Origin of the sequence: Microcoleus sp. Pol12A5 (assembly GCF_036701435.1) — a bacterium.
Taxonomy (GTDB): Bacteria; Cyanobacteriota; Cyanobacteriia; order Cyanobacteriales; family Microcoleaceae; genus Microcoleus.
Window position 1 is genome coordinate 1 of record NZ_JAUBQU010000123.1, and the last position, 17,901, is coordinate 17,901.

The 17,901-nt window shown below is 45.9% G+C and carries 24 protein-coding genes and 1 pseudogene; 6 read left to right on the forward strand and 19 right to left on the reverse strand.

From position 1 onward, the window contains the following. The 3 genes from QUA45_RS23450 to QUA45_RS23460 form a co-directional block, all read left to right on the forward strand. Nucleotides 1–326: type II toxin-antitoxin system PemK/MazF family toxin (locus QUA45_RS23450; RefSeq protein ID WP_333222251.1), on the forward strand; the 326-nt coding region annotated here is incomplete at its 5' end. A 56-nt stretch (nucleotides 327–382) separates the two neighbouring features. After that, nucleotides 383–1,237 (forward strand): TIGR02587 family membrane protein, encoded by an 855-nt coding sequence (locus QUA45_RS23455; RefSeq protein WP_333094369.1) that lies wholly within the window; start codon nucleotides 383–385, stop codon nucleotides 1,235–1,237. Further along, on the forward strand, nucleotides 1,234–1,638 hold the full coding sequence (locus tag QUA45_RS23460; RefSeq protein WP_333094368.1) for a TIGR02588 family protein: 405 nt from the start codon (nucleotides 1,234–1,236) through the stop codon (nucleotides 1,636–1,638). The genes QUA45_RS23455 and QUA45_RS23460 overlap by 4 nt, the downstream gene beginning before the upstream one ends. Before the next feature lie 167 nt (nucleotides 1,639–1,805). Here QUA45_RS23460 and QUA45_RS23465 read toward each other — a convergent pair whose 3' ends face one another. The 9 genes and pseudogenes from QUA45_RS23465 to QUA45_RS23505 form a co-directional block, all read right to left on the reverse strand. Next, complete coding sequence (locus tag QUA45_RS23465) at nucleotides 1,806–2,399, reverse strand: CPBP family intramembrane glutamic endopeptidase (protein WP_333094367.1); 594 nt, start codon at nucleotides 2,397–2,399, stop codon at nucleotides 1,806–1,808. 31 nt (nucleotides 2,400–2,430) lie between these two features. Then, entirely contained in the window at nucleotides 2,431–3,513 is a 1,083-nt protein-coding gene (locus QUA45_RS23470; protein WP_333094366.1) for a DUF3326 domain-containing protein, read from the reverse strand. Continuing rightward, complete coding sequence (locus QUA45_RS23475; RefSeq protein ID WP_190738159.1) at nucleotides 3,510–3,701, reverse strand: hypothetical protein; 192 nt, start codon at nucleotides 3,699–3,701, stop codon at nucleotides 3,510–3,512. The genes QUA45_RS23470 and QUA45_RS23475 overlap by 4 nt, the downstream gene beginning before the upstream one ends. Nucleotides 3,702–3,758: 57 nt before the next feature. Beyond that, complete coding sequence (locus tag QUA45_RS23480) at nucleotides 3,759–4,076, reverse strand: 2Fe-2S iron-sulfur cluster-binding protein (protein ID WP_333037336.1); 318 nt, start codon at nucleotides 4,074–4,076, stop codon at nucleotides 3,759–3,761. 245 nt (nucleotides 4,077–4,321) lie between these two features. Further along, the gene (locus QUA45_RS23485) at nucleotides 4,322–4,867 is read right to left on the reverse strand and encodes a Uma2 family endonuclease (protein ID WP_333222252.1); all 546 of its coding nucleotides are present in this window, start codon (nucleotides 4,865–4,867) and stop codon (nucleotides 4,322–4,324) included. 105 nt (nucleotides 4,868–4,972) lie between these two features. Continuing rightward, nucleotides 4,973–6,154, reverse strand: a complete 1,182-nt coding sequence (locus tag QUA45_RS23490) for a GTPase (RefSeq protein ID WP_333222253.1) — start codon at nucleotides 6,152–6,154, stop codon at nucleotides 4,973–4,975. A gap of 195 nt (nucleotides 6,155–6,349) precedes the next feature. Continuing rightward, nucleotides 6,350–6,889 (reverse strand): annotated as a pseudogene (locus QUA45_RS23495) (Uma2 family endonuclease). Between the two features lie 86 nt (nucleotides 6,890–6,975). Next, nucleotides 6,976–7,512, reverse strand: a complete 537-nt coding sequence (locus QUA45_RS23500) for a hypothetical protein (protein WP_333222255.1) — start codon at nucleotides 7,510–7,512, stop codon at nucleotides 6,976–6,978. Between the two features lie 45 nt (nucleotides 7,513–7,557). Further along, the gene (locus QUA45_RS23505) at nucleotides 7,558–8,001 is read right to left on the reverse strand and encodes a hypothetical protein (protein WP_333222256.1); all 444 of its coding nucleotides are present in this window, start codon (nucleotides 7,999–8,001) and stop codon (nucleotides 7,558–7,560) included. A 202-nt stretch (nucleotides 8,002–8,203) separates the two neighbouring features. On the opposite strand from QUA45_RS23505, the gene QUA45_RS23510 reads away from it, so the two are divergent. Beyond that, nucleotides 8,204–8,416, forward strand: coding sequence for a helix-turn-helix transcriptional regulator (locus QUA45_RS23510; protein ID WP_332958465.1), 213 nt, complete (start codon nucleotides 8,204–8,206; stop codon nucleotides 8,414–8,416). A 38-nt stretch (nucleotides 8,417–8,454) separates the two neighbouring features. Here the strand turns inward: QUA45_RS23510 and QUA45_RS23515 are convergent, their stop codons facing one another. The 10 genes from QUA45_RS23515 to QUA45_RS23560 form a co-directional block, all read right to left on the reverse strand. Then, nucleotides 8,455–8,706 (reverse strand): hypothetical protein, encoded by a 252-nt coding sequence (locus QUA45_RS23515; protein ID WP_333222257.1) that lies wholly within the window; start codon nucleotides 8,704–8,706, stop codon nucleotides 8,455–8,457. A gap of 257 nt (nucleotides 8,707–8,963) precedes the next feature. Beyond that, a complete protein-coding gene (locus QUA45_RS23520; protein ID WP_333071393.1) occupies nucleotides 8,964–9,917 on the reverse strand; it encodes a F0F1 ATP synthase subunit gamma in 954 nt (317 codons plus the stop codon). 324 nt (nucleotides 9,918–10,241) lie between these two features. Then, entirely contained in the window at nucleotides 10,242–11,759 is a 1,518-nt protein-coding gene (gene atpA, locus QUA45_RS23525) for a F0F1 ATP synthase subunit alpha (RefSeq protein ID WP_333037344.1), read from the reverse strand. Nucleotides 11,760–11,983: 224 nt separating this feature from the next. Then, nucleotides 11,984–12,529: an ATP synthase F1 subunit delta gene (gene atpH, locus QUA45_RS23530; protein WP_333094357.1), complete on the reverse strand. Its 546-nt coding sequence runs from the start codon at nucleotides 12,527–12,529 to the stop codon at nucleotides 11,984–11,986. 3 nt (nucleotides 12,530–12,532) lie between these two features. Further along, nucleotides 12,533–13,060 (reverse strand): F0F1 ATP synthase subunit B, encoded by a 528-nt coding sequence (locus tag QUA45_RS23535; protein ID WP_190740265.1) that lies wholly within the window; start codon nucleotides 13,058–13,060, stop codon nucleotides 12,533–12,535. Between the two features lie 87 nt (nucleotides 13,061–13,147). Next, the gene (locus tag QUA45_RS23540) at nucleotides 13,148–13,633 is read right to left on the reverse strand and encodes a F0F1 ATP synthase subunit B' (RefSeq protein WP_333054530.1); all 486 of its coding nucleotides are present in this window, start codon (nucleotides 13,631–13,633) and stop codon (nucleotides 13,148–13,150) included. A gap of 97 nt (nucleotides 13,634–13,730) precedes the next feature. Next, nucleotides 13,731–13,976, reverse strand: a complete 246-nt coding sequence (gene atpE, locus QUA45_RS23545; RefSeq protein WP_006631105.1) for an ATP synthase F0 subunit C — start codon at nucleotides 13,974–13,976, stop codon at nucleotides 13,731–13,733. A 128-nt stretch (nucleotides 13,977–14,104) separates the two neighbouring features. After that, complete coding sequence (atpB, locus tag QUA45_RS23550; protein WP_006631104.1) at nucleotides 14,105–14,863, reverse strand: F0F1 ATP synthase subunit A; 759 nt, start codon at nucleotides 14,861–14,863, stop codon at nucleotides 14,105–14,107. Between the two features lie 55 nt (nucleotides 14,864–14,918). After that, nucleotides 14,919–15,380 (reverse strand): ATP synthase subunit I, encoded by a 462-nt coding sequence (locus tag QUA45_RS23555; protein WP_333222258.1) that lies wholly within the window; start codon nucleotides 15,378–15,380, stop codon nucleotides 14,919–14,921. A gap of 330 nt (nucleotides 15,381–15,710) precedes the next feature. Continuing rightward, entirely contained in the window at nucleotides 15,711–16,160 is a 450-nt protein-coding gene (locus QUA45_RS23560; RefSeq protein ID WP_333094356.1) for a nitrate reductase associated protein, read from the reverse strand. Nucleotides 16,161–16,345: 185 nt separating this feature from the next. Here QUA45_RS23560 and moaA point away from each other — a divergent pair, with 185 nt between their 5' ends. Together moaA and QUA45_RS23570 are read left to right on the forward strand one after the other, a co-directional pair. Next, nucleotides 16,346–17,335, forward strand: coding sequence for a GTP 3',8-cyclase MoaA (gene moaA, locus QUA45_RS23565; protein ID WP_333094355.1), 990 nt, complete (start codon nucleotides 16,346–16,348; stop codon nucleotides 17,333–17,335). 94 nt (nucleotides 17,336–17,429) lie between these two features. Next, nucleotides 17,430–17,901: hypothetical protein (locus QUA45_RS23570; RefSeq protein ID WP_333222259.1), on the forward strand; the 472-nt coding region annotated here is incomplete at its 3' end.

Consider the following 17,901-nt stretch of genomic DNA (forward strand, 5'->3'; position numbering starts at 1 on the left):
CCCATTATCAATCAGGAGAAGTTCTCTTACTGGCACTACCTTTTGCCGATGTAACAACATCAAAACTCCGTCCTGTGCTGGTACTTTTGGATACAGGAGATGAAGATATTGTTGTTGCACGAGTGACAAGTCAAACAACTAGGACTGTTTTTGATGTTGAGATTGTAGAATGGGAGCAGGCAGGTTTGTTGCGTTCGTCAGTGGTTCGGCTGCATAAGGTGAACACAATAGAAAAGCGTTTGGTCAATCGTCACTTGGGAATTTTAACCGCTAGCGACTGGACGCAAGTTAGAGAAAGAATACAACAAATATGGTATTCTATTTGAGCTGGTTTAAAAAAATATTTACTTGCCAAATTTTTGAGGTGCGTTTTCACTAAAAAATGAAGAAATCAAAAAGACGTAAAAATCAGTGGTCAAATGAACTAAACGACATCATTAGAGGTGCATCGGGCGGCTTTTTATTCGGAATTCCCCTGCTTTATACGATGGAAGTTTGGTGGATCGGTTCGCATACTAAACCAGCGGAAATGTCGATCGCGATCGCAACTACTTTTATCGTGGTTTTCTTGCTGACTCGCACTGAAGGTTTTCGCAAAACTAAAGACATTCGCTGGCTAGAAGCTGCCATCGATACCGTAGAAGCGATCGCGATCGGCATTGTCTGCGCGGCTTTGATCCTGTTTTTGCTCCGGGAAATTACGCCGGAGACTCCACTGCAAGAAACTCTGGGGAAAATCATCTTTGAAGGCTTGCCGTTTGCGTTGGGAGTGGCCTTAGCAAGCGGTTTCTTGAGCGGCGATCGCTATCAAAGTTCAGACAGCGACAGCGAACCTAATATTAACCCAACTTTAGCAGATATTGGCGCTACTTTAATTGGGGCGATGATCATTGCTTTCAACATCGCCCCAACAGACGAAATTCCCATGCTAGCGGCAGGTATTTCGCCGCCTTGGCAATTAGCAATTATCGCCGCCTCGCTGCTAATTTCCTACGGTATTGTATTTGTAGCAGGCTTTACTTACCAAGCAAAACGGCAGCAGCAGCAAGGGATTTTTCAGCGTCCCCTCAGCGAAACTGTCATGGCCTATTTAGTGTCGCTGGTGGCTTCTGCATTTATGATGTTTTTCTTCCACAAACTCAGTTTTGACGACCCGTGGTCGATTTGGTTGAACTATACGTTAGTATTGGGATTGCCGGCGACTATTGGCGGCGCGGCGGGGAGGTTGGCAGTATGAGTGAAAGTAATAACGAACAGCAAAAAAAAAGAACTCCTGCTGAATGGGTGACATTTGCGATCGCCTGCTCGATCCTTTTTACCATCACCGGGCTCGTACTCTACAACTGGGTGACTAAAAAGCAGGAACCTCCGATTATTTCTGTCACTCGCAACACGCCTATTCGCAAAAATCAAGGGCAATTTTACGTACCGTTTACAGTGACAAACACGGGCGGCGAAACGGCCGAATCAGTGCAAATTATTGCCGAACTGCGCGTCAACGGCGAAGTCTTGGAATCTGGCGACCAGCAAATTGATTTTTTGTCAAGCGGCGAAACTCAAGAAGGAGCTTTTATCTTCAGCCACGATCCCAGTCAAGGTGAGTTGATCGTGCGATCGAGCAGCTACAAACTGCCTTAACAAAAATAAAAATCGGCGGTTAAAACCTTTTCACCTCTGTGAACTCTTCCTCTTCGCGCCCTTAGCGTCTTCGCGGCTCGTTTAATCTAAAAACCCCCTTGCGCGTTGGCATTTATTGCTGTATTTTGCGCAGCCGCGATTTCAATCGCTTTGGAATTGCGATCGATCTACCGCTTCACCAGATTGTGTTCCCACTTCCAAACACAGCTAGAAATCAAATTCGTACAGATATGAGCCGTAATTGGCACTAACAAATTCCCAGTAGCTAAAACGCTGTAACCCAAGAGCAATCCGACAGCCGTTGCCCAAACAGCATAAGGCCACTGATCGATGCCTCCCAAGTGCAGAATGCCAAAACAAAAACTCGATAAAACTAAACTGGTAACATTCAATCCCAAAGCAGACAGCATCACGCCTCGAAATAGCAATTCTTCGCTAAGTCCCGGCAGCAGTCCCAGCCAAATTAAATCAGGCCAAAACAAAGGTTTGAGCACTACTTCCAAGTAAACGTCTGCACTGCGGCGATAACCAGGCCAGAGGTGATAAACGATCGCACTGCCGCCTGTAATTGCCAGCCCGATGGCACATCCTTTTAGCAAGTCCATTCCTATCAATTTGACTGGCAAAAGCGATACCGATCCAAATAGCAACCACAATTTTGCTACCGCCAGCAACATAATTGCTGTCACGCCCATTGCTACTAAAACTTGGGTGCGCGTCAAGGGTTCAATTTCAGGATTTCTGGGAAGTTTTTCTGCCACTTAATCACTTTTAGATTTGAGGTTTGAGATTTTAGATTTGTCTTGTTGAGTCAGACAAACAACGCAGGGAGGAGATGTCTGCACCCAAGGAAGCTGGACTGATGCCGGCTCGCAAAGCGACCAAAACTCCGATCGCCTCTAAATATGAGTTTACCTGCAAAGCTTTGATTCCGAGTTTTTCTGGAGTCGCCTGCATCTGGGTTTTGTTGTCCCCCACAGCGATGATTTGTACCGACGATCGCCCGCTCAAACTCACAATAGCACTGCCCCCGCAGGCTGTGGCGGGTATCACCACCGCATCCACTCGATCGGCGGTAATTGATAATTGATTGTGCTGCTGGCTTTCTGGCGCTACCAATTGGGGAGCTTTGCTGAGGCCGGCAAGGACGCAAGGTAGGAAAGTATAGCCGATTTCCTCAGCAGCCGATCGCGGAGACAGGTGCGGATCGAGGGGAAGTGGCGAAAGCGCGGGGGCGTGGGCGCAGGGGATTTTAAACGTCCTGACGATGAGGTGGCTGATGACAGCTTCCGCGCCGGCGAGGGGGTCAACTCCTTTGCCGCGGCGGTAGTTTTCTAGGGCGATGCTGCCTTCATCATCGGGAAATCTGGCCACAACTGCGATCGCCTCTACTCTTGCTTGTTCGAGCAATTTTTCTGCAGCGCGCAATAAACTGTCGGGATTGCCGATGGTTCCCCAGGATGCCCCTGATTCAGAAATACGCAATTCTACTTGCAAAGGGCGATCGGTTAAAACACAATCAGTTATATTCAAGCCCAATGTAGCTCTCGCTGCATCAGCCGCTTGCAAGTGCCGCAACTGCAAGTCTGATTCAATGCCAGCATCGAGGATTAAGCCGATGCGATTTTGATGTACCGGTTGCAGTCCCCAGCATCCGGCAGCAAATTTGTCAAGGGCGTAACCTTCAACGTAGAGAGCGTTAGGTATCGGCCAATAAAGTTGAGCGCCGTTGAGGACGTTGGGGTGAGTAATCAGGGTGTCTGAAATTTGGGCGATCGCCCTAGCCACGGGCAGCGCATCTCCTGCAAACCCACCAATCGAGGCTCCAACGCCTGTGGGGACTATCAAAACCACGGTCAAAGGGCGGGGGTTCACGATGTTGCAGGGGATGCTTCCACGAGCACGTAGCCTTCTACCACAGCCTTTTGCCGATCGACATCCACATCTGTGACTGCCCACCGCAGGGGTTCGCCGTACTTTTGCAGTTCAATTTCAATAGCCGAGTGCAGTTGTTCGGCGGTCTCGTGGAGGTCAACTTCTGCGGAAATGAAATGGGTGGTCATAGGGCGATCCATAGTGGTTTTACCGCTAACGGTACTTAGGTCTATTTTAGCTTAGTCCTAGGATTTACCGAATTGGCGATCGTACACAATGTCTTCTTTTTCTGTTTCTATCTTCAAGTTCGATCGGGGATAAGCAACACACAGCAACACATAACCTTCTGCCTGAAGATCCGGACTAACGCCCATACCATCAGCTTGATCGACCTTCCCTTCAATAATTTTACCAGCGCAAGTAGTACAAACCCCCGCATTGCAAGAACTCGGCAACTCAATGCCGGCGGCGTTGGCGGCGCGGAGAATTTGTTTATCTTCGGGTACTTCTACGGTATAGGTAGAGCCTTGGTGGATCAATTCAACAGTGTAAGTCTTAGACATATTTCAATTATTGGTTTTAATTCCCCAATTGGAATTTACGCTAGATTTGGAAACAAAGCAATCAGTATTTTACCGCTGTTTGTGCTTTTGTGCAATTTTACAACTGCATTTTTTATTGATAATTTTTTTTATTAATTGGCTGTGGCGAGCCATCAGCATTTTGTCAAGGACTTTTTCACAAATTATTACAAACCTTACGGCGGAACTGTGCCACAAAGCACTTATACCTAATTAATTTTTTGCCTTCAAGCCAACAAGTCATCAACCGCAACACTAAAACCCGGCAGCACTAGCTGAGTGCTGACTGTAGAACCCAGGTTAAAAGTTAACTTTTGAGTCTGAGTCATTATCAATATCCAGCGACTTTCTGGAAAAACAATCCAAGCTTCCAGACAACCTGAATCTAAATATTCTTGTGCTTTTAGAAATATTTCTTCCGCAATATCAGTAGGAGAAACTATTTCTGCAATTAACGGCGGACTTTGAGGCAAAGTAGGAACATCGCCATATTGGGCAACAAGTTCAGGAGTCAGATAAGCTACATCAGGACGGCGCACTCGCCTGTCAGTACGGCAAGGAACCTCCGTATAGACTTCGCCGCCTTGTCCGCTAGATATCTTGTAACTTCTCCAAGAATAATCTAGTTTAGATTGGATTCGACTGTGTTTTACTGTCATGCCATTTTTCTCCGCGATTTGCCCGTCCACCCATTCCATATCGTCGGGGGGATTAGCCATGAAGTCTTCTAGAGAAACATTTTCTGATAACACGGCAGCCATTACCATAGCCATTTACCTCCTTAGAACTCCTAATTAACTTCGGCGGTAAGGTGCGAATTACGCACCCTAAATTTTATCTTTATTTGTCAACCCCATTACCAATGCCCAATGCCCAATTTACTCAATATTAATTTGATTAGGAGGTTTAGGTTGATCCTGTTTCTCATTATTCAAAGTTTTACGCCCAGAAGTTGCATAATCCTTATAAAAATCCACAAACATCTTTGTCAACTGCTGCAAAGAAAGTTGTTCCCCATTAACTTGAGCTTTCATATAAGCTTTAAGCACTTCTATGTAAGCCAAACCGAGGGCAAGCGTGAGAGTTGCTGCCGTTGCCCCGGAGATTGCACCGCCGACAACAGTACCCGCACCAGGAATCATTTTAATCAAATTAGTAACAATACTTCTGCCAACAGCAGTCACACCGCCTGTGCCGCTAATAGCAGACAGCATCGCCGAAATAAAGCCCTTATCAAAGGGCATTCCAAAAATCACAGTAATATTAGCAATCATTGCTGTTTGCATCGTCATCAAAATCGGCGCATCAGCAAACGGTACAGGAGTCGCCCCAACAATTGCAGAACCTGCAACATAAGCACTTAGATACTTAAATGCCATATCGGATTTGAGCGCAATATTTGCAATTTGTTCTTTAACAAAAGCTTTTTTAGCTACTTCCGGCAGCAGTTGAAAGGTTGCATCTACTAACTTATCTAAACCGTGAGATTTTACTGTATAATCCTCATCAATTTCTTCCGGTTCAGCCATGACGGGGATGATTTGACTGACGGGCAAATTCATGTGTTCCAGTTGCTTGAAAAACTCGCCCGGCTTTTTAGATGTCGTCTGAGTCAGCACTAAAAGAACTGGTACATCTTTGACTTCCATTTCTTTTAGCCAGCTTTCCTCCACAGATTCTATTCTATTAGCGCTGTGATTGATGCAGTACCAGATGACGTGAATGTGTTCTTTTGGGTGCAGGAGTCTTTGGTCTTCAATCAGTTTAGCAACGTTTAATTGAATAACTTTAATTTGTTCGGCATTGAGTTCGAGTCCGGGAGTATCGTAGACTGTAATTGGGCAATTCGGTTTGGTATATTGGCGAATGCCTTGAGTGATGGGGCGGCCGACTCCGGTTTCTGCTAAGCGTTGGCGAAAAACGGAATTGATTAAGGTACTTTTTCCGACTCCGGTTTTGCCGATGACTAAAACATTGCACTGTCCCACTTGGTTTTCTGCGTCTTTGAAGGCGTAGTAACTTCTATTTAAAAGCTCGTCTAAGGAAAAATCGTCTGACATGGCGGTTTGCTCCGATAATGGTGGGAGATTAATTAAGTACCACCGAATATAATTCTGATGCTCTACAAACGAAGTCCGCGAAGGCGGACTGAGGATTCTTAAACATATTGTAGCAATTTGATTTCCGAACTGGTGCAACGGGTAGAGGAGAGTTTTGTGTGGCGTGCTGCTACATGAAAGGTTGTAGAATTTAGTTTAAGCTAGCAATCGATCGACATCGATGCTAAAACCTATGAGGATTTGTTGGGTGCTGGCTGTATCGCCCGATCTAAATGTCAAGATTTAATTTTGAGTCATCACGAATATTAAACGACTTTCGGGAAAAACTAACCAGACTTCCTGACAGCTAGATTCTAAATATTCCTGTGCTTTGAGAAATACATCTTCAGCGATATCGGTGGGTGAAACTATTTCGGCAACTAAAGGAAAACTTTGGGGTAAAGTGGCAAGATTGCCAAACTGTGCAACTAATTGGGGTGTGAGATAAGCGACATCTGGTCGGCGAATTTGTCGGTTAGTGCGGCAAGGAACTTCGACATAAGCTTCTCCTCCTTGTCCGCTAGAATCTTTGTAATTTTTCCAAGCTTCCCCCAGGCTTAACTGAATTTTACCCGTCTTTAGTGTCATGCCATTTTTCTCCACAAGTTTGCCATCTACCAATTCCATGTTGTCGGGCGGCTCGGTGATGAACTCTTCTAAAGTAAAATTATCTTGTACAGCAGTAGCAGTGACCATAGTTATTTCCTCGCTTTTACCAAACTCACTTGTTACTATTATGGCTGATACGGTGAGAAGTTGTTGCGTGATGAGTACCCGCACTTTTACGGTAGTTTATCCCGCAGGGAAAGCCAACTGTTGAGATTTTCATCTAAAACATATCGATCGCTGTCAGCGAGTGCTGCTATAACTTTTAAGCGATTTTTAAGTTGTCTTAACTCGCGAATTTCTGCAATGGGTAGCGTTTTCCAATTAGGTGCTTTTTTTTCCACATCTTCGCAGGGCTCTTTGATGTTGTTCCAAAACCCTTGTAGAATTAAGTTAACATCGAGAACAGGATGACCGGAAATTACTCCGTGTTTTTCTATCGCCCCAGCCTGCTGCATCATTGAAGAAGTCGTAAAAGACTCCCGACTGCCGGTTTTTTGGCGATCGGGATCATCGGCTAGGCGATCGTAAATTGCGGTTGCTACTTTTGCCCATGTGCGATCGGGCAAACCTGAACCATTTTGACTGTTTCGAGCATTAGCGGAGAAAACATCGGCTAACAAAAGCCAGTGAAAGTCTTCCGGTGCCGTGGTTTTAGGCGACAATTTATTTTTCACCCAAGCCAGTACGGATTCAGCATCTTCTTCTCGCATCTAAGCAGAAAATTAGTTCGTAATTCTAGTTTAAAAAAATAGCAGTTAGAAATGTTCCAGGAGAGATTTCTCTTGTGCGTAAACCTTTCGCAGCGACTCCACGGCTATTGATCGCAACATAAACTTAATCACCCCCACCATTTCCCCCCACTCCAACAATTCAGAAACAGAAACAGCTTTCTGAAATCTCGCCGCATAAAAATCCACCCAAAAATCCGGTGCGTGTCTCTCTTTCTGACTCGCTATCCGGCGCTTCCAATAACCAAAATCTAAACCAGAGGGCGATTCCACTCCCAAAACAGGCGGAAAGTCCGCATAACTCACAAACCGACTCATGCCTTTGGCGTGCACGTACAGGATATGCGCCCAGCACTCGAAGCGATATATTTGTTCTACCTTGATTTTCAGCAGCCGCGCGATCGCCTCTTTCGTCACAAACCTGCTCAATCTGTGTCTGGGGGTTGATTTTGGTCGAAAGCTTGCTAACATAGTTGATAAGTTTCCTGATTTGAATAGATCGATTCCTAATTTGGATAGATCGATTCCTGATTTGGGAATTTGATAGATAGATCAGTCCCTTATATGGGATTTGAACTTTGATAGGCGATCGTCTTTAAGTTTTCCAGACGTTGGGGCGATCGCTTTTTACAATAAAATTGTATGACTTATATTAGTCAACTGTCAAGAGGTTATGGGATTAATTAAGTTGCGGGTTCGAGAATTTGCTGCCGAGAAGGGCTGGACGCTGAAAGAAGTTTCAGAGCGATCGGGAGTAGTCTACAGCACGCTCAGAACCTATGCCCGATCGCCAGGATTAGCAACAGTTGATGTGACAGCCTTGCACAAGTTGGCAAGGACTTTTGATTTGTCGATCGAAGATTTGTATGAAATTGTGCAGGAATAGTCGAGCGCTTTTACAGACTAATTATCCAGTCAATAATATTACTCGACAGTTGCTAGCATCTGATTGACAGACTCGCTTTGTTGTAGCGCTTCCCAATCAGATGTAACAGGTTGGTAAGAACAGTAACACACCACAATTCGCTCCTGAGTATCGGAAGCAGAAAACTGCTGAACGCGAGTAACTACCCAATCTCCATCTTTCCCGTGGGTGACTCCATTACCGGGGTCAGATAGATTTTCATAATTGCGGGTTTTGTCCCCTACTTGAGGAATTTCTGGGTTTTCTTCCAAGTCCAATTTTCCCAAAGTATATTAGTTAGACCGCCCCTCGGCATAAGCTGACGTTCTTCCCAGCCCGGAGCACTCATGCTTTCGGTTTTGTAGACAATCCAGATTTTTTTTGCCATTTTGTTAAAGACGATCGCACAATCGCATTCAATACTTCGACTATATCAGAGGTGAAAGCTCGTGCAGCCGAATTATCTTAAAAAAAGCGCCTGAGTTCCCTCAGACGCATGGCATAAAATCAACAAATTGTCAACCCTAACCTAACCGTTTAAAGCCTCAGCACCGCCGGAAACTTCCAGAATTTCCTGAGTAATTGCTGCTTGCCGCGCCTTGTTATAAGTCAGCGTCAAACTACGGATCAAATCGCTAGCATTCTCACTAGCATTGTTCATCGCAGTCATCCGCGCAGCCAACTCGCTAGCAGCAGACTCTTGCAAAGCCCGCAGCAATTGGTTGTTCAAATACAAAGGCAAAAGAGCCTCCAGAATTTGCGCCGGATCTTGCTCGAAAATCATGTCGCGGGGCAAACTCTTCATAGTAGGTGCAGAAACCTTCTCGCGCGATACTTGAAACTGTCCGCCTTGCGATGTCAAGCGGAAGATTTCATCATCGGGAGTTTCCAAACCTTGGGGGTCGAGGGGCAGCAAAGTTTGAATTACCGGACGCGAACTAATTAGCGACACAAACTTGGTGTAAACTAGCTCAACTCTGTCCACAGTGCCCGACAGGAACAAGGAAAGCAATTCGTCAGCAATTTGTGCCGCTTCCGATGCTGTGGGAATTTGTTCCAAGTTAGCGTAAGTAGCATCGATCGGCTGTTCGCGGCGCTGGAAATACTGAGTAGCTTTGCGTCCTACCAACACGTATTTGTAGTCTAAGCCTTCAGCTTTGATTTCCTTAGCGCGATTTTCGGCGTATTTGATGATGTTGCTGTTGTAGCCGCCGCACAAACCCCGATCGCCCGAAACTACCAACAGTCCCACCGATCGCACTTCGCGTTTTTTCAGCAGCGGCAAATCCAGGTTTTCAAACTGCAAGCGTTCCGCCAAACCGTATAATACCTCTGCCAGTCGATCGGCAAAAGGCCGAGTAGCAGTCACCTGTTCTTGAGCGCGGCGCACCTTTGCAGCGGCCACCAAGCGCATTGCTTCTGTAATCTTTTTAGTGTTCTTGACCGACTTAATGCGATCGCGAATAGTTTTCAGATTTGCCATAACTTTCTCCTTTTTTCTTAGCCTTTATTCTGAGTTTTCAGCGGTAGTAGGGACACTCCAAGAGCCCAAAGCGTGTCAACTTAAGCTTTGAGTCCGCCAGTCTTTCCGCTCACCCGCTAGTCCGCCAGGGGTTGAAACCCCTGTCTAATAGCTAAAGTCCTCTAAAAGAGGACTAATGAGTTGAAAAATTATTCTTCTGGGTATTCAGTCCTCATAGCGAGGACTTTCGCTTTGAGGCAGGGGTTTCAACCCCTGCCGGAATGTGGGTTTTACCTTAAGTTGATACCAAGGGGTATTGCCGTGTCCCTACAGATTTCGTGCTAATTACGCAGAAACTAAGAAACTTTGCTTGTATTCAGTGATGCCTTCTTTCAGCAGCTTCTCAGCTTCATCAGTCAAGGCTTTTCCGCCTTGAACAATTTCGCCGTACTTCGGCTTGCTAGTCCGCAAATAGTCGCGCAAACCAACAGTAAACTTGCTGACTTTTTCCACCGGAATGTCATCCATATAGCCGTTAATACCGGCATAGATTACAGCCACTTGTTCGTTCATCGGCAGAGGCGAACTTTGCGGCTGTTTCAACAGTTCCCGCAAGCGCTGACCGCGCGACAATTGATTCTGAGTAGCTTTATCCAAGTCAGAAGCAAACTGAGAAAATGCAGCCAGTTCTTCAAACTGCGCCAATTCCAATTTCACCTTACCGGCTACTTTTTTCATTGCCTTAGTTTGAGCCGCCGAACCTACCCGCGATACCGAAATACCGGGGTTTACAGCAGGACGCAAACCAGCGTTAAACAAGTCAGAAGAAAGGAAGATTTGACCGTCGGTAATCGAAATTACGTTCGTCGGAATGTAAGCAGAAACGTCACCAGCTTGGGTTTCGATAATTGGCAAAGCAGTCATGCTGCCTTCGCCCAAATCGTCGCTCAATTTAGCAGCGCGTTCTAGCAAGCGAGAGTGCAGGTAAAACACGTCTCCGGGATAAGCTTCGCGACCGGGAGGACGGCGCAGCAACAAGGACATTTGGCGGTAAGCTTGTGCTTGTTTGGAAAGGTCATCGTAAATGACCAAAGTGTGCTTGCCTTTGTACATGAAATACTCGGCTAAGCTAGCACCTGTGTAGGGGGCCAAGTATTGCAGGGTTGCGGGGTCGCTAGCGTTGGCTGCTACTACGATCGTGTAGTCCATCGCGCCCTTTTCTTGCAGGACGTTGACGATGTTAGCTACTGTAGAAGCTTTTTGACCGATCGCCACGTAAACGCAGATCACGTTTTCCGATTTTTGGTTGATGATTGTGTCGATCGCGATCGCAGTTTTACCGGTTTGTCTGTCACCGATAATCAGTTCCCGCTGTCCTCTTCCCACCGGAATCATCGCATCAATAGCGGTAATTCCTGTTTGCATGGGTTCGTAAACAGAACGGCGAGAAACAATCCCCGGTGCCGGAGATTCAATCAAGCGAGATTCAGTAGTTTTAATTTCTCCTTTGCCGTCAATCGGACGGGCCAAAGCATCAACTACCCGTCCCAACATTGCTTCACCCACGGGGACTTCAGCAATTCTGCCAGTAGCAGTAACTGCCGAACCTTCTTGAATGCCGAGGCCTTGGCCCATCAACACTGCACCGACGTTATCTTGTTCGAGATTCAGTGCAATGCCCACGGTGCCGTCGGCAAATTCTAGCAATTCTCCAGACATGGCTTTATCCAAGCCATAAATCCGAGCAATGCCGTCGCCTACTTGCAGAACAGTACCGACGTTAGAGACTTTTACATCTTGGTCGTACTGTTCAATTTGCTGGCGAATAATGCTGCTAATTTCGTCAGGTCTGATTGCTGCCATGTTAGTTATTATTTGTCAGTTGTCAGTTGTTAGTTGTCTGTCGATGTTTTCCGCAAGAAAGAATAGGGATTTGGTAGTAAGAATTTGGGAATAACAGCTCGAAAACAGAAATTAATTTATTCCTAATTCCTGTTTGATTCTTCCCTTGTTCTTTCTTCCTTCTTCCTTCTTCTATCCGTTACATCCGTTACATAATCCGTTGCCGAACCTCCTGCTTCCTTAAATCAGGAATTCAAGCGAAGTCCCAGACGGCGCAATTGTCCCCGCAGGCTGGCATCAATTACTTGAGAGCCTACTTTGATTACCACACCGCCGATTAAATCTGCGTCTATTTTGGTTTCAATTTCTACTTGACTAGCGCTGGTCATCGCCTGCACTTTCTCGCGAACAGTCTGCTGTTGAGCGTCTGAAAGCGGGACTGCCGATGTAACTTCAGCCAATACTGTTTGGTTTAGTTCTCGGAGCCTTGCCAAGTATTGTTTGCCAATTCCTTCTAAAAAAAGAATTCTTCCTTTGTCTACTAATAGCTTCAGAAAGCTGTGCATCAATGGGCTCATTTCTTCACCCGCTATTTGCTGAATCACAGCTTTTTTAGCATCCGGTTTTACCAGCGGATTGGCTAAAAATTGACGCAAGTCTTCCGAACCTTCTAGCAGGCTCAGCAAGGAACGAATATCTTCGCCGAACTTCTCTGAGAGATTGTTGGACTGAGCCAGTGACATCAAGGCAGATGCGTAAGGCTGTAAGACTTCTGTGCTGACTGTACTCACGTTTTAGCCTCCCAGTAACGCAATGCTGCGATCGATTAATTGGTGTTGAGCGCTGTCGTCCAAGCTAGTTTTTAGCTGGCTTTCCACCTTTGCTAATGCCAGAGATACAACCGCCGATCGCAGTTGGGCGATCGCTCTTTCCCGCTCCGCTTCCAACTCTTGACCTGCTGTTGCTCTCATGCGTTCAACGTCTTGCGCTGCCTGAGCTAGAATTGCTTCTTTTGCTTTCTTGGCAGTTTCTTCAGCAGCGGCACGAATTCGTTCCGCTTCTGCTTGCGCTTGAGTCAGTTTTTGCTGTTGCTCTGCTAGAGCTGCTGCTGCATCTTTTTGGCGTTTTTCTGCTTCTTGAATCGCCTCTTGGATGGCCGAACGCCTCTCTGTCAGGATTTTACCTACAAATCCGCGCCCGAAATAAAACAGCACTGCAATAATAATGACCAGGTTAATCAGGTTGGTTTCTAAAATATCGAAATTTAAACCGAAACCACCTTCGCCGCTAGCTTCTGTGGCTAGCAATAAAACAGTCCCCATGATACTCTTCCATAATTGCGCGTGCAGATTGGGTGAAGCGATTTTAGATTTGAGATTCTATCAAAAATCTAAAACTCTTCTGTCTCGCTATTTGGCCAGCGACTGCCCTAATAGCTTTTCGAGAATTTGGCCGCTGAGCGCGTCTACTTGTTGTTCTAGTGAGCGCATTGCTTCTTGCTTTTGCTGCTCTATTTCTTGCCCAGCCTTTTCTCGCGCGACTTGAGCTTCTTGTTGAGCCTCAGCTACTTTTGCTGCCCCAATTTTTTGGGCATCAGCTTGAGCAGCAGCAATTACTGATTGAGACTGTTTGCGAGTTTCTCCCAGTTTTTGCTCGTACTGCTGCGCTAGTTGCTGAGCTTTTGCCAAGCGTTCTTTGGCGGAGACTTGAGTGTTGCGAATGTAATCGGCGCGATCGTCAATTGACTTGCTGAGCGGCTTGTAAAAAATTACATTCAAGACTGCGACTAGAATTAAAAACTGCACCGCCATCAGAGGCAGCGTAGCATCTATATCAAACAGTCCCCCTTCCTTAGCCGCTTCTTCAACTGCTAGTAATACTGTCCAGTGCATCATGATTTTTTGACGGCTTCCATCTAATTCGCTTAATCGATTTTAGATTTGAGATTTTGGATTAGAATCGCCAAAACCTCAAATCTAAAATTTCCAATTATTATGCGAAGGGGTTGGCAAACAGCAGCACTAGGGCTACGACCAAACCGTAAATTGTGAGCGCTTCCATGAACGCCAAACTCAACAGCAAGGTGCCGCGAATTTTACCTTCTGCTTCCGGCTGACGGGCAATCCCTTCTACAGCCTGACCTGCTGCATTACCTTGACCGATGCCAGGGCCGATTGCAGCTAAACCTACTGCCAAAGCGGCGGCAATTACGGAAGCGGCAGCAACTGTTGGGTTCATGATGATTTTCCTTATGTAAAGTACAAAATTGAGAACTGAAAGTCTAGAGAATTGTCCGATTTAACGTGAGGAAGTTTGAGTTCAGAATTTTTCTTTTTCCTCCTTCATTCTCCGCCGTTTATCGTTAGTTAATCGTGGTGTTCTTCGCCGTGACCGCCTTCTAGAGCTTCACCAATGTAGGCGGCGGCTAAGGTAGCAAAAATCAAAGCTTGAATTGCACTCGTAAATAGTCCCAGAACCATCACTGGCAGAGGAACAAATAAAGGCACTAGCAACACTAGCACTCCGACCACCAATTCGTCCGCAAGAATGTTGCCAAACAAACGGAAACTCAGGGACAGAGGCTTAGTGAAATCTTCTATGATTTTGAACGGCAACATAAAAGGCACCGGTTCAACATAGTGGGCGAAATACCCCAAGCCGCTTTTGCTGAGACCTGCATAAAAATATGCTAGAGAAGTCAGCAGTGCAAATGCTACCGTTGTGTTGATGTCAGCGGTAGGAGCTCCCAATTCGCCTGATGGCAGCTTAATCAGCTTCCAAGGAATTAGAGCGCCAGACCAGTTTGACACAAAGATGAACAGAAATAATGTACCAATAAACGGTACCCAAGGGCGATATTCTTTTTCCCCAATTTGGTTTTTAGCCAAGTCCCGAATAAATTCCAGCGCATACTCCATAAAATTTTGCATTCCGCTGGGAATTCGCTGGATTTTGCTGGTTCCTAAAATCGAAACTACGACTAAAACAGCAATTACAAACCACGAGGTTAGAAAAACCTGTCCATGCACTTTCAGATTGCCGAGTTGCCAGTACAACTGCTGGCCAACTTCCAATTCGGCGAGGGGGAAACGATTAAAGGTGTTTAGAACGTCAAGCATTGCCATTCAACGGGCTTCCCCATACAAATCGATGAGTTGAGTTTTGCTCGAATTGCCTGACTTACCTGTAGTCTAGTGCTAATGCACTTCGGATCACGTAAACCATCAGCGCAGCTTTGTAAGTCAGAAATCCCAAAAATATCGGTAAAATCTGTAGCTGATTCCACTGTGTTCCTACTATCATCACCGCTAAAAACACACCGAGCCTTGTCTTGCTGATGCGTTGATTTTGGCTGCCGATTCGTTCAACGTCTCTAGCCAACATCTTTAAGTAAACCACACCTGTGCTCGCCCCAAGCAAATAATTCAGGGCAATGTTGAGGGAGTAAAAAATCCAAACGGAGATAAAAATAATCGCCGTAAAAGCAAGGGTGTACGCCAATAACTCTTGTTGGAGGCGATAAAAGTCTTGCATGGGATTGGTTGTCTCGGACGAGACTGTCGAGACTGTCGAGACTGTGCCAGCTTGAGGAATATCCTCGGTTGCTGGTGCGGGTTCGGTGGGTGTGTTTTGCGTGTTCACGAAGCTCAGAAACTAAGGCAGGTAGCAGGCGAGTGCTTTGCAAACTCAGAAAAATAATACCACGCTGCGGTAACAATACTTAAAATTAAATTAATCATACTTGTCGGAATTTGGTGTCTGGCGCTTCGGAAACCTCAAGCCGTTAAATGTCCGATCGACCTCACCCTATCTCACCCACCGCCCTACCGCACTTTTTTACACATTGTTCTCCTATTTCTCACTGAGTAAGCCTCACTTAGTGAGAGGTAACAGAGGACGATCGCGCGAATCGATGAGGTAACTCTCCCTTGTCTGCCTCTGCGCGCTACAAGAGTTAATTCAAATTCGAGCTCATTCAATAACCTTAAACTCTTGAAGCGCCGGGAGAAAGTTTTTATTCTCGTGGCTCGATCGACTAAGCTTAATCAAAGCAAATCGCTGTAGAGGCTGCAAACTCGCCCACTGTCCCAAAGAAATTGTCACGCCGAGCTCTTGCGCTTTTGCCGAAACAGACTCCGGTACAGTTGCAGCATCCATCCACGGGGGATTTTCATCAACCGCCAAATCAGTTCCCGGTTTGCCTGTGTGTTGAATTAATATTTGATTTAGCTTTTCCCGGTAATCAATAATTTCTGCTTCTGTCAAGCAAGGTTTCTCTACAAGCATTTGACGTTCTGCTTGGTTAAAATGATTCCAATCCTGCAACTTTAATTTAATGCCGCAAGTATCTAATTTCAGACGTACCTGCATGGGGATACAGCGCAAAGCTTCGACAAAATCAGCTTCAAATTCAAAGAACATATATTTAGCAAGTTTATTTGAGTTGTGAATGATATTTTTTTATTAACCGCAGAGGGCGCAGAGGGCGCAGAGTAAGAGAGGAGGGGGAAGGTGAAAAGAATTTGATGCAGGTTTATTGCTCTCTATCAATAATTGCAGAAAATCGAGTCAGCATTTATAATTAAATAATATTACAAACTATTGACATGGATACCGTAGACTACCTTCGGATTAGCTTGATAGACCGCTGCAACTTCCGCTGTCTCTACTGTATGCCGGAAGGTAGCGAGTTGGACTATGTATTGCAGCAGCAGTTGTTAACTCACTCGGAATTGCTAACTCTGCTGCGCGAAGTTTTTATACCCGTGGGATTTACTAAGTTTCGTTTGACTGGTGGGGAACCGCTGCTGCGGCCTGGGGTGGTGGAATTGGTAAGGTCGATCGCCTCAATGCCGGAAACGCGAGATTTGTCAATGACAACTAATGGCTTTTTGTTGGCGGGAATGGCCGAAAATCTCTACAATGCTGGTTTGCGCCGGATTAATATTAGTTTGGATTCCTTGGAACCGGAGACTTTTGATAAGATAATTGGTAGTCGGGGACGATCGCGATGGACGCAGGTTTGGGAGGGAATTCAAGCGGCTTATCAAGCAGGATTCGACCCGCTGAAACTGAATGTTGTGGTAATTCCCGGTGTGAATGACAGCGAAATATTGGATTTAGCGGCGTTAACAATTAACCGGAATTGGCACGTTCGATTTATTGAGTTTATGCCGATCGGGAATGGGGATTTATTTGGCGATAAAGGTTGGGTAGCTTCGGCAGAATTGCGGCAACAAATTAGCGACAAATACGGGTTAGCCGAGTCGGGAGTGCGCGGTAACGGGCCGGCGGATGTGTTTCAAATTCCGGGGGCGAAGGGTACTTTAGGATTTATCAGCCAAATGTCCGAGTGTTTTTGCGATCGCTGCAACCGGATGCGTTTGTCTGCTGACGGGTGGCTGCGGCCTTGTCTGCTGAACGAAACGGGGCAAATTGACTTGAAAACTGCTTTACGGAATGGGGTGTCTACAGGCGAATTGCGCGATCGAGTGCGGCACATATTAGAGATGAAACCGGAGATTAATTTCAAACAGCGAGATTCGGGAACTACTCAAGGAAATTACAGCCGCACTATGTCTCAAATCGGCGGGTGATATCAATTCCGATTTTAGTATTCCCTCGATATTCTCTCCCCCTCTCTGTAATCTCTGCGTTCTCTGTGGTTAATTATAAATCAGGTATTTAACGATGAACACCATCTCGATCGCCATTTCAGACCGGCTGATGCTGAAGCTACAAAAAGTTGCTGCCCAGATGAATGTATCCATCGAAGAATTAGTCTTGATGAACATTGAAAGCTCGATCGCGCAACGAGAAAATCCCGCAGCAAATACCGATCGAGATATTTGCAATCAAAATGCTGAAATTGCGATCGAGGTAATTGACAAATTTTATACTCTTGCTACGGAATGGCAGAGTGAAGTTGGGGGAATGTCTTCGACAGCTCAAATGTCTCAGCATCCTGCATATCAGGAAATTATTAATATGGGTTATCAAATCGTGCCGCTGTTGCTAGCGGAACTCAAAAAAAATCCCCTTTACTGGTTAGCTGCATTGAATGAAATTACGGGTGAAAATCCCATTAAACCGGAACAAAGGGGAAGGGTAAAACAGATGGCATCAGCTTGGATAGAGTGGGGTAAAGATCGAGGCTACGCGA